At 50.9% G+C, this 14,999-nt stretch carries 14 protein-coding genes; 7 read left to right on the forward strand and 7 right to left on the reverse strand.

Features of this window, described 5'->3' with window-relative positions; all coding sequences use genetic code 11:
• The first annotated feature begins 28 nt into the window (after nt 1-28).
• The gene (gene queA, locus NZ653_00330) at nt 29-1,048 is read left to right on the forward strand and encodes a tRNA preQ1(34) S-adenosylmethionine ribosyltransferase-isomerase QueA (GenBank protein ID MCS7285575.1); all 1,020 of its coding nucleotides are present in this window, start codon (nt 29-31) and stop codon (nt 1,046-1,048) included.
• On the opposite strand, the gene NZ653_00335 is transcribed toward queA, so the two are convergent.
• The 7 genes from NZ653_00335 to NZ653_00365 all read right to left on the reverse strand — a co-directional run bounded on the left by NZ653_00335 (nt 1,045) and on the right by NZ653_00365 (nt 8,382).
• Complete coding sequence (locus NZ653_00335) at nt 1,045-1,851, reverse strand: ABC transporter permease (GenBank protein MCS7285576.1); 807 nt, start codon at nt 1,849-1,851, stop codon at nt 1,045-1,047. The two genes, queA and NZ653_00335, sit on opposite strands and share 4 nt — an antisense overlap.
• Before the next feature lie 4 nt (nt 1,852-1,855).
• Nucleotides 1,856-3,043, reverse strand: coding sequence for a glycosyltransferase family 4 protein (locus NZ653_00340; protein ID MCS7285577.1), 1,188 nt, complete (start codon nt 3,041-3,043; stop codon nt 1,856-1,858).
• A gap of 247 nt (nt 3,044-3,290) precedes the next feature.
• Nucleotides 3,291-4,586, reverse strand: a complete 1,296-nt coding sequence (gene eno / locus NZ653_00345) for a phosphopyruvate hydratase (protein MCS7285578.1) — start codon at nt 4,584-4,586, stop codon at nt 3,291-3,293.
• Between the two features lie 11 nt (nt 4,587-4,597).
• Entirely contained in the window at nt 4,598-5,404 is an 807-nt protein-coding gene (yqeB, locus tag NZ653_00350) for a selenium-dependent molybdenum cofactor biosynthesis protein YqeB (GenBank protein MCS7285579.1), read from the reverse strand.
• Nucleotides 5,395-6,261 (reverse strand): succinate--CoA ligase subunit alpha, encoded by an 867-nt coding sequence (gene sucD / locus NZ653_00355; GenBank protein MCS7285580.1) that lies wholly within the window; start codon nt 6,259-6,261, stop codon nt 5,395-5,397. The genes yqeB and sucD overlap by 10 nt, the downstream gene beginning before the upstream one ends.
• Nucleotides 6,242-7,675: a B12-binding domain-containing radical SAM protein gene (locus NZ653_00360; protein MCS7285581.1), complete on the reverse strand. Its 1,434-nt coding sequence runs from the start codon at nt 7,673-7,675 to the stop codon at nt 6,242-6,244. The genes sucD and NZ653_00360 overlap by 20 nt, the downstream gene beginning before the upstream one ends.
• Nucleotides 7,676-7,689: 14 nt before the next feature.
• Complete coding sequence (locus tag NZ653_00365) at nt 7,690-8,382, reverse strand: hypothetical protein (GenBank protein ID MCS7285582.1); 693 nt, start codon at nt 8,380-8,382, stop codon at nt 7,690-7,692.
• A 294-nt stretch (nt 8,383-8,676) separates the two neighbouring features.
• On the opposite strand from NZ653_00365, the gene xpt reads away from it, so the two are divergent.
• From xpt to NZ653_00395, 6 genes are read left to right on the forward strand one after another with little or no spacing between them, the layout of a single operon-like run.
• Nucleotides 8,677-9,249 carry a xanthine phosphoribosyltransferase gene (gene xpt / locus NZ653_00370; protein MCS7285583.1) on the forward strand — a complete coding sequence of 191 codons (573 nt, stop codon included), beginning with the start codon at nt 8,677-8,679 and terminating at the stop codon, nt 9,247-9,249.
• Nucleotides 9,246-9,884: a PHP domain-containing protein gene (locus NZ653_00375; GenBank protein ID MCS7285584.1), complete on the forward strand. Its 639-nt coding sequence runs from the start codon at nt 9,246-9,248 to the stop codon at nt 9,882-9,884. Before xpt ends, NZ653_00375 begins: the two co-directional genes overlap by 4 nt.
• Nucleotides 9,884-11,167: a tRNA (N6-isopentenyl adenosine(37)-C2)-methylthiotransferase MiaB gene (gene miaB, locus NZ653_00380; protein MCS7285585.1), complete on the forward strand. Its 1,284-nt coding sequence runs from the start codon at nt 9,884-9,886 to the stop codon at nt 11,165-11,167. The genes NZ653_00375 and miaB overlap by 1 nt, the downstream gene beginning before the upstream one ends.
• A gap of 5 nt (nt 11,168-11,172) precedes the next feature.
• Nucleotides 11,173-12,033 carry a dTDP-4-dehydrorhamnose reductase gene (gene rfbD, locus NZ653_00385; protein ID MCS7285586.1) on the forward strand — a complete coding sequence of 287 codons (861 nt, stop codon included), beginning with the start codon at nt 11,173-11,175 and terminating at the stop codon, nt 12,031-12,033.
• Nucleotides 12,023-12,985 (forward strand): glycosyltransferase family 2 protein, encoded by a 963-nt coding sequence (locus tag NZ653_00390; protein ID MCS7285587.1) that lies wholly within the window; start codon nt 12,023-12,025, stop codon nt 12,983-12,985. The genes rfbD and NZ653_00390 overlap by 11 nt, the downstream gene beginning before the upstream one ends.
• Nucleotides 12,982-14,997 carry a molybdopterin oxidoreductase family protein gene (locus NZ653_00395; GenBank protein ID MCS7285588.1) on the forward strand — a complete coding sequence of 672 codons (2,016 nt, stop codon included), beginning with the start codon at nt 12,982-12,984 and terminating at the stop codon, nt 14,995-14,997. The genes NZ653_00390 and NZ653_00395 overlap by 4 nt, the downstream gene beginning before the upstream one ends.
• Nucleotides 14,998-14,999 lie beyond the last annotated feature (2 nt).

The raw sequence follows: 14,999 nt of genomic DNA on the forward strand, positions 1-14,999 counted from the left end.
CGTTTGCTATAAAATTTCTAAGGGGGAAATGAAAACGGCGGAATTTGATTATTACCTTCCACCAGAACTTATAGCTCAAAGTCCTGTTGAACCACGAGACTCATCGCGCCTCATGGTTCTTCACAGGGCTACTGGCTTTATTGAACACAGGATTTTCAGGGAGATTGTGGACTACATAAACCCGGGTGACGTCCTCGTAGCTAACCAGAGCCGTGTGATACCAGCGCGCCTTTACGGCTATAAATTACCGACCGGCGGCAAAATAGAGTTATTGCTCGTTTCTCGCAGGGGGGAAAGGCTCTGGGAGGCCCTGGTCAAGGGAAGAAAGATCAAGGAAGGGACTAAACTCTGGGTAGGGAAAGAGGGGAAAGGAGTTACAGGGATTGTGGTGGGGATAACTGAGGCCGGAAGCAGGCTTATAGAATTTGAAACTCCTATTGAGCCCGTTATCCGGGAAATCGGTTCCATTCCTCTACCTCCTTACATCCATCAACCTATTTCAGACCCCGAACGCTATCAGACTATTTTTGCCCGAGTTGAAGGGTCGGTGGCTGCCCCTACCGCTGGCCTGCATTTTACTCCGGAGCTTATGCGCCGCATTGAGGAAAAGGGAGGTAGGTTTGTCTTTGTAACGCTTCACATAGGCCTTGACACTTTCAGACCCGTTAAAGAGGAAAACGTTGAAGAACACAAAATGCATTCTGAATATTGCGAGCTGAGCGAAGAAGTAGCAGAAGAAATAAACCAGGCCCGACGCGAAGGCCGAAGGATAATAGCTGTTGGAACTACTTCTGTGAGGGTTCTGGAGACAGCTGCCTCAGAGGAGGGAGTGCGGCCTTTTCGGGGTCAAACAGACCTATTTATATATCCGGGCTATCGCTTCAAGGTGGTAGATGCTCTTATTACAAACTTTCACCTTCCCCGTTCAACCCTCATAATGCTTGTTTCGGCTTTTGCGGGAAAGGACTTTATAATGCGGGCTTATCAGGAAGCCGTAAGACTTCGCTATAGGTTCTACAGTTTCGGCGATGCAATGTTGATCCTTTAAACCTCTTCCGCTATTACAAATCTGTAGCGACGGAAAATGGCCAGCCCTATCGCAAAAATTAATAAAGAAGTAACCGCTGTGCGCGCCAAAAAATCTAACCCTACCATCCTCCCCCAGTAAAGGATATCTCGGTAAGCCGCAATAATTGAGGCCATAGGATTCAGGATTTGCATCCATCGCCAGAGGTCTATTGTAACCCCCAGGAAATTGTAATCTCGCGGGAGAATATCCAGAGGGTAAAATATCGGGGTAAGGAAGAACCAGCCCAGAAGGAGCACTTCCAGAAGGTGCTGTACATCTCTGTAGAAAACGTTGAGGACTGAAAGGGCCAGCCCGAGTCCCGCTACAAAAGCAGTTTGAATGAGGATTATGAAGGGGAGAAACGTCGCCCAAACGGTGAAGCGTATGTGGAACAGGGGCATTAAGGCAAAAAGGACCACTAAAGCTATGAGGAAGTGAACGAGGTTTGAGAGGACGGCGCTCAATGGTAACACTTCTCGGGGAAAATAGACTTTTTTGATGAGATTGGCATGGGCCACCAGGCTACCTGTGCTGGCTATTAGCCCTCCGGTAAAGTAATTCCAGGGCAGAAGTCCGCAGAGGAAAAACACAGGAAAAGCTCTGATGGTACGGTTTGGCACCAGGGCGGTGAAAACCCAGGTGAAGATAAACATCATAAGAAGGGGATTCAAGAGGGACCAGACAATTCCTATCATTGAGTTTTTATAGCGAGCTTTAAGGTCCCTTACCACCAGCATGTAGAGAAGGTACCGGTAGCTCCAGAGCTCCCTAAATAGTTCCATACTTCTAATTGAGACCCACCTTTCTGTAAACCTGCAATAACCTCTCTCCAGCTTTCTCCCAGCGGTAGTTTTCCATTGCCTTTAACCTTAGGTTTTCCCCCACCCTCTTAAGTTCGGGTAAGCTGTTCAGCGCTTTTTCGATGGCTTCAGCCAGGGAGTAAGGGTCACCAGGAGCGGCATATATGCCTAAATCTCCCAGGTATTCCCTGTTAACAGGCCTATCAAAGGCTACTATAGGAAGGCCTGTGGCCATGTAAACCAGGAGTTTACCATTTCCCTCCGAGGCAGAAAGCTTGGGGGCAACAGCTATATCTCCAAGACGCAGATAGCGGGGAGCCTGAAAGTAAGGGATTTTGCCTGTAAAGGTAACATGTTGACCGATACCCATAGCTTCAGCCATAGCTTTATATTGAGCCTCGCCCGGGAAGCCCATTATTAAAAAGTGGGCCTTTATGCCATTCATGATGAGAATTGAAGCCGCCTGAAGGAGGTGGTTTATCCCCTGATAACCAGATAAAAGGCCCAAGTATACAACTATCGGAAGGTCGTGCGGGATACCCAACGAAGCTTTCAAGGCCCTGATTTCTTCCTCGTCAGCGAAAGTTCGGGGGCGAAAAGCCTCAACGTTAACGCAATCGGGGATGGTGAAAATCCTGTCAGGATTGCAACCAAATTTCTCCACCAGGAGCCTGGCTCCGTGAAGAGAACTGGTAATAACAGCATCCGGAAGGCGGTCTATGAGTTTTTCCACATTCCACATTAGTCTGAAAAGCGCTCCTCCAGGCTTGAGAATTCCATGCTGAATCATCTCGTCGGTAAGGCTTCCTTGGAAATCAAAGACCAGGGGAATTCGGGGAATCCTGGAAACCAGAAAGCCAACCAGGGCGCCTTCGTGAAGGTGAGCGTGCACCAGGTCAAATCTCTCCCTTAAGGAAGCCGTCAGAGTTTTAATGGCCAGGAAGAAATCGAAAGCCACCTTTATCCATGAAGCCCCCAGTTCATAGCGGTTGTCTCCGGGGATAGAAGGGATCCTCCTTATCTCAATCCCAGGGATATCTCCACCTTTTCTGTAGGCGTAGACTACCACCCTAAATCCATTCTTCTGAAGGAACTTTATTTCCTCATAAATCCTGACATGGCACCCGTAATCAGAGAAGAAGGAGGTAGGGGCCACCATCAAAATCTTTCTCATTTTACCAGCTCATTGTGAAAGTTTGTTCTGAGCACAGAATTTATTATATCCTGAAGGCGCGGAAAAACCAAACCACGCTCTGGTTCCCGGCGATGGCGCACGCAGAGTGGGAAACTCCAGCAAATTCTGGGCCTGCAATAACATAAGAAGATAGGGGTGCTGGCGATTTCTCAGCACCACGACACCATGCCCGGCAACCCTGCTTAAATGAATCAGGTTTGGTGTCCCGGGATAGCTTGCTCCTCTTTTACTTTCGGGCCTTGCCCCATTTCTTTAAGAGAAGGGGCCCACCGTAACGGGAGGACAGGCCCAGTTCTTCTTCTATCCTCAGAAGTTCATTGTACTTCGCTACCCTTTCGCTCCGACAGGGAGCCCCTGTTTTTATCTGACCAACTCCTGTAGCAACAGCGAGGTGAGCTATGGTTACATCTTCTGTTTCGCCGCTGCGATGGGATATTATAGCTCCCCAGCCTGCCTCCCTGGCCAGATTTACTGCTTCCAGGGCTTCTGTAAGGGTGCCTATCTGATTGGGCTTTATGATGAGCGCATTAGCCAGGCCGAGTTCTATCCCCTTCTTAAGCCTTTCCACATTGGTTACGAACAGATCATCACCGACAAGCTGGACCTTACTTCCAAGCTGGCTGGCAAGAAGTTTCCACCCATCCCAATCATCCTCGGAAAGTCCATCTTCAATGGAGAGGATGGGGTATTTTTCAACCCAGCTGGCATAAAATTCCACCATTTCCTCTGAGGAAAGAGTTCTTCCTTCTTTCTTCAGAACGTAGCGACCGTTCTCGTAAAATTCAGAGGCCGCTGAATCAAGGGCCAGAAAAACCTCCTCTCCAGGTTTGTATCCCGCCTTCTGAATGGCTTCCAGGATGAGTTCCACCGCTTCTTCGTTAGCTTTAAGGGATGGAGCGAACCCCCCTTCGTCCCCCACATTGGTGTTATAGCCCTTTGAAGCCAGAACTTTCTTGAGGGAGTGGTAGATTTCAGTTCCCCAGCGAAGGGCCTCAGCGAAGCAGGGCGCTCCCACAGGGACTATCATAAACTCCTGTAAGTCTGTTGAATCAGATGCGTGTTTGCCACCGTTCAGGATGTTCATAAAAGGTACCGGGAGAAGAGAAGCGTTAAGTCCACCAATGTAGCGGTAGAGAGGTATTCCTAAATGGTTAGCAGCTGCCCAGGCAACGGCAAGGGAAACCCCAAGGATCGCATTGGCCCCAAGCTTGGATTTGGAAGGAGTTCCATCCAGCTCCAGAAGACATTGGTCAATCCCCTTTTGATCGAGGGCGCACATTCCTTTCAGTTTAGGAGCAATAATCTTTTCCACGTTTTCTATCGCTTTAAGTACTCCCTTGCCTCCATAACGGGTTTTATCGTCATCTCTGAGCTCGAGGGCTTCGTAAGCTCCGGTAGAGGCGCCGGATGGGACAGCAGCCCTTCCCCACGAGCCATCTTCCAGGAAGATTTCCACCTCCACTGTGGGGTTACCCCTTGAATCCAGGATTTCCCTCGCTTTAACCCTTTCAATCCTGCACATATCTCCCTCCTTCAGTCAGGGATAGAACGCAAGCTTTTTAGATAAAGTATGGCCTCTAAAACGCCTCCGGCTACAGAGAGTGATTTATCGGATATAGTGAAGCAATAATCCCTTACGCCTCTGGGGTCTACATCCCCTACTTTCATACCCTGACGAACTTTGAGGCCAGGGTAAAGGATACCCCGGAGCACCCCTTTGATTCTGGCTTTAATTGCCACGCCATTTACTTCTGCGACTGTTTCCCCTTCTTCTACGAAATCGCCAATCTCCTTCAGAGGGCGGAAAGTTCCATCCGCTGGAGCTCGCAGGACCCGGCGTTCTGTTTCTCCCCCCACTTCTCCAGGGATTCCGGTGTTGGGTTGGGCTTGCCCCTTTAGGATTACCCGGCCCAGATAATGGCCTCGGTTGGTCTCAATCACGGCGTGGCAATCTGCTCCAGCGGTGAAACCAGGCCCCAGAGCTATGACTATTGGGGCATCGTTTATGGAAGTCCCGGTATTGCGTTTGGCCATAATTGCATCTACCAGAACGTGAGGTTTAAGGCTTTCCCGAATGCAAGTTTCAGGGTCCACGATAACGGGAATTTCACCCCTTTCCCATGCTTTGAAGATTTCCTCCAGGCTTTCTACCCGGCGGGCTGTTATACCTTCTACCACGTGAACGCCCGAATAAACAGCTTGAGCGAAAGCTACAGCTCTTCTTATAGCTGTTGGACAGGGTATCTCGGTCATCGCAATTAGCATACCAGCCCGGTGAAGCCTGTAAGCTACACCGGTAGCGAGGTCTCCAGCGCCTTTTATAAGGACCTTCAGAGGCATTTTTCCACCAGTTCAGCTACTTCTTCGGGATAAGAAGCCACAGGGATACCTGCCGCTTTGAAGGCTTCAATTTTTTCCTGGGCTGTGCCAATTCCCCCTTCAATGATAGCTCCAGCATGGCCCATCCTTTTTCCTGGAGGTGCTGTTCGCCCAGCTACAAAGGCCACCACTGGTTTGGTCATATTGGAGGAAATAAACTCTGCTGCCCTTTCCTCGTCCCTACCCCCAATTTCTCCGATGAGGACCACCGCTTTGGTTTGCGGATCTTCTTCAAACATGCTCAAAACCTCAATGAAATCAGTGCCCACCACGGGGTCACCGCCTATTCCGACAGCGGTGGATTGACCTATGCCCCGTCGGGTTAAGGCGTAGACTACTTCGTAGGTCAGAGTTCCGCTTCGGGAGACAATCCCAACAGGGCCAGGAATATGAATGTGTCCTGGCATTATCCCTACTTTTGCCTCTCCGGGAGTTATTACTCCAGGGCAATTGGGGCCAATGAGCCGGCTCCCTTTGGCTTTGAGGTAGCTTTTTATTTTCACCGTTTCCTGCACTGGGATCCCTTCGGTTATGCATACTATAAGGGGTATCCCGGCATCGGCGGCCTCGTATATGGCATCGGGAGCGAAGGGGGCAGGGACATATATTGCGGAGGTGTTGGCACCTGTAGCCTCAACAGCTTCTTTAACTGAGTCGAAGACGGGGATCCCCTCTACTTCTTCACCCCCCTTACCCGGAGTAACTCCTGCCACCACTTTGGTCCCATACTCTATCATTTTGCGGGTGTGGAAACGGCCCTCTCTACCCGTTATGCCTTGGACTATAAGTCGGGTGTCTTTATTTACAAGGATTCCCATTTTGTCTCCCCCGTTTGTAACCTGTTAAGGTTTTCCATGCCACTTTTACAGTTCTGGGCAAATCGAGCCAGGTGCGTTTACGGGTAAGGGCTTTGAGGATTCGCCGGGGCCGCAGATAAAAGCGCCGGTATGCTTCCCTCCATTTTCTTTCCACCAGTTCGGCAGGCATACCGGGCATTTCAAAATGGGCTTTGCCTTCAAAAAAGGCAAAATCATCCCAATCTTTAACGAGAAGCTTCCCTTCTCTTTTCACAATTTCGTACATTTCAGTTCCTGGGAACGGGGTAGCAATAGAGAAGTTAGCCACCAGCGGGTCAAGCTCTATAGCGAAACGTATGGTTTTCTCCATTGTTTCTTCAGTTTCACCGGGGAGCCCTATGATGAAAAAGCCTATAGTTTCTATCCCTGCTTCCCTGGCCCACTTGAAAGCTTTTCTTATTTGTTCCAGGGTGAGCTGTTTATGGATGACTTCATCCAGTATGCGCTGGTCGCCACTTTCCACCCCGAAAGCCACCCGGATGCAACCAGCCTCTCGCATTTTTCGGAGGAGTTCCTTATCCACCAGATTGGCTCTTATCCCATTTATCATTATCCAGGGGACGTGGTTGAGTTTCTCTTTAATAAGTAGGTCGCAGATTCGGATGACCCTTTCCCTATCCACATTGAAAGTATCATCCAGCACACCTATCTCCAGTGCTCCCATTTCCTTTACGAGCCAGCGCCATTCGGCCAGGACGTTTTCAGGAGAACGCATCCTCCAGCGACGTGGGCTTATTTGACTGCAGTAGGAACAGCGGTATGGGCATCCCCTGGAAGTCATTATGGGAAAACTTCTACCCCTGGGCAAATGGTCTATGGTGGGCTGAAGGTTGGTGTAAAGGTGCAGTTTGAAGGGACGATACGAGGGAAACGGGAGGGAGTCCAGATCCACAACTACGGGCCTATCGGGAGTAGAGACGATTTCTCCAGAGGCAGTGCGAAAAGTTAGCCCTGAGATTTCTTTGAGGGCATGGGGGTCAAAGCCCTTTTCCAGAGAAGAAACGAGCTCTTCCCAGGTTAGTTCTCCTTCTCCCCTCACCACTATGTCTACGGCGGGATGGGAAATGGATTCTTCGGGCATGATAGTGGGGTGAACCCCTCCGAGCACTACCGGGACATCCAGAACTTTTTTAACCCTCTCGGCGGTTTTCCAGGCCATTTTTATCTGCACAGTGGTGGCTGTTATCCCCACCACTTCCGGCCTGAATTCTTCCAGGATCTGCTCTAAGGGTTCGGGATCCACTTCCCCATCCCAGACTTTTACCTGGTCTCCCCGGCGTTCGGAAACAGCGGTGAGGTAGGCAAGCCCCAGAGGAGGGGAAGCCCTCGTTTCAATTGGGATATTGTAAGGTGGGTTTATGAAAAGGACCCGCATTTATCCCCTTATTTTCAGAGAATTTTGTAAGAAGCCCTTTCCCCCAGTTCCTCCAGACCCAGAAGAAGCTCCTGGCTTCCGCCTCTGGCAACTATGTCCCTCAAAATGCGATAAAATAGGAGAGCAAATTCATCCTCGAAACTTTCAAACCTGAAGTATTCCTGATTTTTCTTTTCTATATACATTCCTCCAAAAGCGCAAATCACATCGGGAAGAAGTTCCATTGGGTAATCGGATATGGGCGGGCTAAGTTTTTTGCGGAGCGTGGATTCTCTGACACTGGGTCTGAAGGCGAGCAAATAGGTACTGATCTGAGGAGCTGCGCTTTTTATCGCCGCGAGTGCTTTCAGAGAGTTCTCCATAATTCTTGGAGCGAGGACAGGGATTATGTCTCCCACCGCAACAACGCCTTCCAGCGGGAGGACCCAGTTATCATCAGCCCTGTATATGGGGGCATAAAGGTAAGAGTCATACAAGATGAGGTCAAAGTGGGGTACAAACTTTTGAGCCTCAGGACGAGCTTTTAGAGGGAGCACGAACCCGGAAGCCACAGCCCAGCGAGCGGGAAGGTAGGAAGCCACGAGCTCTCGGAAAGCTTTGGGGCTTTTAGCGGCCTGGAATTGCGTTAACTGGATATAGATTAAAGCATCTATCCGGGAGAAGAAGGCAGCGGGATCAATCCCAAGCTGTTCTTTTACGGTTAACATCCGAACCTCCTTTACCGGAATTTTTCGGTATTATATTCTTTTTCCCGGGAAAATGCAAATTGTCAGATTTTCTCTGAGAATTGTGGGACTCATTTCCGTTGCCTTTCCCTACCCTATGGACTGCCAGGTGTTTAAAGCTGGGAGGAGCCCGAGGTCTCAGTTCCTGCTGTGCGGAGGACGCTGGCCAGGAGTTAAAGTCACTGGCAGGTGGTAAAGAAGTTTGATTTTTAAAGCCCTATCTGTTAAACTTAGAAAACAAGAGTACTCCGGCATGCCATGGCTTGGAGGATAGCAATGGAAATCCTTAAGGAGCGAATACTTAGAGAAGGCAAGAACCTGGGAGGGGGCATCCTGAAAGTTGATAGTTTCATTAACCATCAGGTTGATCCCCGGCTTATGGTGGAAGTAGGCCAGGAACTGGCGCGCCGTTTTGCTCACCTTGAAATAACCAAAGTTCTTACAGCCGAAATTTCTGGCATTGCCCCCGCATTAACCACTGCCCTGGCTCTTGGTGTCCCACTGGTATATGCTCGCAAAACCAGGCCGATAACGATGGTGAATGGGGCTTACCGGCAGCTGGCCCCCTCCCACACTAAAGGCAGGATGGTGGAACTTATGGTGTCTGTGGAGTTCCTGAAGCCGGGAGATAAGGTCCTCATTGTGGACGATTTCCTGGCTACGGGCCAGACTATAGAAGCTCTGGTTCGGATTGTGGAAATGAGTGGAGCTACCCTTGTGGGAATTGGGGCTGTTATTGAGAAAACCTTTGAGGGAGGAAGGGAACGCCTGAGATATCTCAATGTCCCGATAGAGTCCCTCGTCAAGATAACAGACATGGCAGATGGGAGGATAGTTTTCGGAGAATGAAGTGGAAAATTGACCTTCACCTCCACACTTATTATTCAAAGGATGGACTTTGCTCTCCAGCCCGGGTAGTTGAATTAAGCCAAGCCAGGGGTCTCGCAAAAATAGCGATAACCGACCATAACTCTATAGTTGGGGCTCTGGAGGCCAAGAAGATAGCCCCGGAGTTTGTGATAGTGGGTGAAGAGGTAAAAACAAAAAAGGGCGAGCTTTTGGCTCTTTTCATAGAAGAGGAAATTCCCCCGGGCCTTGACCCGCTGGAAACCATCCGTCGCATTAGAGAGCAGGGAGGGATAGTGGGGATTCCCCATCCCTTTGACCGGCTCCGGCGGGAAGCAATGGGCCATTATGCTCTGGAGATCATAGGGGAAGTGGATTTTTTGGAAGGGTTTAATGCGCGAACTATTTTCACTGCTGATGATGCTAAAGCTTTCCAGGTCGCGCTGGAAAGGGGCATTCCCGTTTCAGGGGGGAGCGACGCTCATACTCCTTGGGAGATAGGGATGGCGTGGGTTGAAGTGGAGCCTTTCAGAGGGGAAAAGGAGCTCCTGGAAGTATTGAGGAAAGGGAGAATAACTGGTCGGAGAAGCCCTTTGTGGGTGCATATTTTCTCCACCTTAGCTAAGTTCAGGCAGTAATGGTTCCCAGGAAATATTACCTCTGGTCCATAGGTTGTCAGATGAATGACGCTGATTCAGCCAGGGCGGCGGAAGCCTTGGAGCGAATGGGCTTCGTGAGGGTGGAAACGCCCTCTGAAGCTGATGTCCTTTTGCTTAATACTTGCGTGGTCCGCCAGAGCGCCGAAGATAAAGTAAGGGGGCATCTGGCGTCCCTCAAGGCAGTAAAACGCCGCCGGCCTGATGCTTTCCTTGCGGTAATGGGTTGTTTCGTGGACGATGCTCAACCCCTTTACGAGCAGTTTCCCTACGTGGATCTTTTCCTGCGCCCTTCCGATGTGGATGGATTTATCAAGGCTGTAAAAGAGCGGCTGGCTCTAGGCGATGGGTGGGTTAGGCCCCCTCTTCCTGCTCCCGTTTCCGTTTACGTCCCTGTAGTTTATGGCTGTGACCATTTTTGCACCTATTGCATTGTGAGGCTCAGGCGGGGCAGACAGAAGAGTCGTCCTCTGGAGGAAATAGCCACTGAAGTAGAAGAGCTGGTTAAACGCGGAGCAAGGGAAGTAATCCTCCTGGGGCAGAATGTGAACTCTTATGGACGAGACCTCCCCGGGAAGCCGGATCTGGCTCAGCTTCTGGAGGCTATCCATCCGATAAAAGGGCTGTGGCGCATACGTTTTCTTACCTCTCATCCTGCTGATATGAGCCCAAGGATCATTGAGACGGTTGCTAAACTTCCGAAAGTTTGTGAACATTTTGAAATTCCCGTTCAATCCGGAGATGACCTCATCCTCAAGCGTATGGTCAGGGGCTACACGGTTGCTCAGTTCAGGGAATTGGTGCGGAAAATAAGGGAAACTATTCCCGGGGTGAGCCTTGCCACCGATGTCATTGTAGGTTTCCCCGGTGAAACAGAAGAGCAGTTCATGAACACTTATCGTTTGCTGGAGGAGATAAGGTTTGATGTGGTGCACGTGGCAGCTTATTCCCCACGCCCTGGTACCGCTGCCTCTCGCCTGAAGGACGATGTCCCACCTGAAGAGAAAAAGCGCAGGCTTAAGCTTGTGGAGGAACTCCAGGAGAGGATCTCTTCGGAGATAAACGCTGGACTTATCGGCAAAGAGGTGGAAATACTGGTAGAGGGAAGGCGAAAGGGGCGATGGTTCGGAAGAACCAGGACCAATAAGCTAGTCTTCTTTGAGGATCCTGGTAACAGGGATGGCCAGATGGTAATGGTGAAGGTAGAGGAGGCGGGTTCCTGGTCCTTACGGGGGCGGTTTCTCCGGGTGGTTTCCGTGGAGTAAGAGCCATGAGGATCGCTATCACTGGGAGCACAGGTCAGCTTGGCCGAGCTCTTATGGAAGTGTTAAGGGAAGATGAAGTTATGCCATTGGCCAGGCCGGAATGCGATATTACCTGGCTGGATTCCCTGAGGGATTGCTTTAGAAATTTCAAGCCTGAAGTTGTGATCCACACCGCTGCTTTTACGAATGTGGATGGATGCGAGCTGGAACCGGAAAGAGCATATGCTGTAAATGCCCTGGGAACCCGCAACGTTGCGGTGGCTGCTCTAGAGTGTGATGCAGCTATGGTTTACGTCAGCACCAATGAAGTCTTTGACGGCACGTCTTCTGAGCCCTACTGGGAGTTCGATCGCCCGAACCCCGTTGGAGTGTATGGCCGGTCAAAATTGGCTGGGGAACAGTTCGTCCGGGAGATCCTCTCCCGCTTCTTTATCGTCCGCACCGCTTGGTTGTATTACCATGGGGGGAATAACTTTGTCACCAAAATAATCCGGGCCGCCGATGAGCGAGGCAGTCTCCGGGTCGTAACGGATGAAGTAAGCAATCCGACCTACGCTCTGGATTTGGCTGAAGCCATTTCCAGGCTTATCCGCACGAAATTTTACGGAACTTACCACTTTACCAACTCCGGCTATTGCTCCCGTTATGATTTTGCTAAGCTTATCTTGAAGCTATCAGGAAGGGAAAATGTGCCGGTAGAACCCATTACCTCTAAAGAATGGGTGAGGGTTGCGAAGCCACCCCTCTTCACTCCGCTGCGGAACTTTGCGGGAGCACAAGTCGGGATAACTTTGAGATCCTGGGAGGAAGCTCTCAAGGCTTTCTTTGATAGGGAGCCGGGCCTGGTGAAAGGCCATGGGGGTTAAAATTTCAGTGGTTATACCCAACTGGAACGGAGAAAAGTTCTTGAGGGGATGCCTCCAATCCCTGAGGGGGCAGACCTTTGATTCTTTTGAGGTTATCCTGGTGGACAATGCTTCCACCGATGGCTCCCTGGCGCTGGTGGAAAGGGAATTCCCAGAGGTTAAAGTGGTGAGGCTTCCCCGGAACGCAGGCCTCACCGGAGGGGCCAATGCCGGGATAAAAATGGCACGGGGTGAGGTGATAGCTCTTTTGAACAACGATGCTGAAGCTCACCCTCGCTGGCTGGAGGCCCTCTGGAGTGCTTTGGAGAGGCATCCAGATGCGGGCATGGCGGCCAGCAAGATTTTGCTTTATGACCGAAGGGATATAATAAATTCCGCAGGGGATTTCTACCGGCTTGACGGGATACCAGGGAACAGGGGTGTCTGGGAAAAGGACACAGGTCAATACGACCGGGAAGAATATGTTTTCGCAGCATGTGGGGGGGCGGCAGCTTACAGGAAAATCATGCTGAAAGAGATAGGAAATTTTGATGAAGATATGTTCATGTATTGTGAGGATGTAGATCTGGCTTGGCGGGCTCAGATAGCCGGCTACAGGTGCATTTACACACCTGAAGCCATCGCTTACCACAGGCTCAGCGCCACAGGTGGAGGGAAGCTGGCCAGTTTCTACAACGGCCGCAATTTCATCTACGTTCTGGCCAAGGATTATCCTGAGAGCCTCTTCCGCAAATACTGGCCTCTCATCCTTAAGGCTCAGCTTAAAATAACAGCCGATGCTTTAAGGGCGTGGCGTGGTGAGGCAGCCAGAGCCCGAATAAGAGGGCAGCTCGCCGGGCTAATGGCCATACCCATAGCACTATCCAAACGCAAAGCCGTTTACGCCCTGCGTCGCGTCCCTGATGCTTATCTGGAGTCTTTGCTTTTACATCCCCAAGGAGGTAATTCGTGAAAGAGGTGAGAGGCGCTTGCCCACACGATTGCCCTGATACTTGCGCTTTCATAACTACAGTGGAGGGTGGACGAGCTGTTTCTATACGTGGTGACCCATCTCACCCCATAACTCAGGGGTTCCTCTGCGTCAAGCTCAACCACTATCTTGAATGGGTTTATAATCCCCGCCGTGTCCTTTACCCGTACCGGAGGATGGGGCCGAAGGGTTCCGGTCAGTTTGAGCGGATAACCTGGGAGGAGGCCCTCGGGCTAATATCTTCCCGTTTTCAGGAAATAATAGCTCGCTACGGCCCAGAAGCGATAATGCCTTACAACTATTCAGGAACCTTAGGGATCCTCAATTTCGGAAGTATGGATAGGAGGTTCTTCCACCGCCTTGGGGCTACCCGTCTCCTCTACACGATCTGCTCTTCAGCGGGAAAGGAAGGCTTCATCGCCACAACAGGCGCGGCTTTAGGGCCCGATCCCGAAGACATACCTATGGCCAGGCTTATAATCCTATGGGGAACCAACACTTTGACCAGCAACCCCCACTACTGGCCTTTGATCCAGAAAGCTCGCCGTCAGGGAGCTAAGCTCATTGTAATAGACCCGCGACGAACCCGAACGGCTTCCTTAGCCGATGTCCATATACCTGTAAAGCCGGGAACTGACAGTGCTCTGGCTCTGGGATTGATGCATGTAATTATCCGGGAAAACCTCTACAATGCTGACTATGTGAGGCAGTTCACTTTTGGCTTTGAAGCCCTTAAGGAAAGAGTAGCTTCCTACACTCCGGAAGCTGTGGCGGATATCACCGGTGTTCCCGTAAGCGATATAGAAGCCCTGGCGAGGCTTTATGCTGGGGTTCCTCGATCCCTCATCCGCCTCAATTATGGCCTTCAACGGCACACCAACGGGGGAATGGCCGTTCGGACTATAGCCTGCCTTCCAGGGCTTACGGGCGCATGGCTCTATCCTGGCTGTGGTGCTTTGCTTACCACCAGCGGTGCCTTTGCCATAAATCAGGAAAAACTCCAGCGGCCAGATCTTCTTCCTCATAGCTCCCGCATCGTTAATATGATTCACCTGGGCAAAGCCCTCACGGAACTTGACGACCCTCCGGTAAAGGCCCTTTTTGTTTACAACTCAGATCCCGCCAACTCAGCCCCTAATCGGGAACTGGTCATTAAAGGGCTTATGCGGGAAGACCTCTTCCTGGTAGTGCATGATATATTTTTCACTGATACCACCCGCTTTGCCGATGTGGTCCTTCCGGCTACAAGCCAGCTTGAGAGGTTAGACCTTCACACTTCTTACGGCCACTACTATTTGAGCCTCAATCAGCCAGCCATAGAACCTCTCGGGGAAAGCGTCAGCAATACGGAGCTTTTCCGCCGGCTGGCCAGAGCCATGGGCTTTGAAGAAGAATGCTTCAGAGATTCCGATGAGGACCTTGTGGGTCAAGCCCTTGAAGGAATTGGGATAACGTGGGAAAGCCTGAAAGAGGCCGGGTGGGTTCGCCTGAACATCCCCAGACCCTTCATCCCCTTCGCTGAAGGGTTCCCAACTCCTTCCGGAAAGCTGGAATTTTACTCCCACCGGCTGGAGAAAATGGGCCTTGATCCGCTTCCCTACTACGAACCCCTTCCCCCAAGCTCTTATCCATTGATTTTCCTAACCCCGAGCGCCCACCACTTTCTTAACTCAAGCTTCGGGGCTGTGGATTCCCTTAGGGCAAAAGAGGGGCGCCCTGAGATCATAATCCATCCCCATGATGCTGAAGAGCGGGGCATCTCCGAAGGAGATCTGGTAAGAGTGTGGAACGAAAGGGGCGAATGTTACCTCTGGGCACGGGTAAGCTATGAAACAATTCAGGGGGTAGTGGTGAGCCCGAGCATATGGTGGGAGAGTTTTTCCCCCAGGAAGACAGGGGTCAATTCCACCACGCCAGACCTGGAAGCCGACCTTGGCCGGGGAGCAACTTTTTACACAAATTATGTGGAAATAGAAAAAGCAGGCGAGGAATAAGG

The organism is Anaerolineae bacterium (assembly GCA_025062375.1).
In the GTDB taxonomy this organism is placed as follows: domain Bacteria; phylum Chloroflexota; class Anaerolineae; order SpSt-600; family SpSt-600; genus SpSt-600.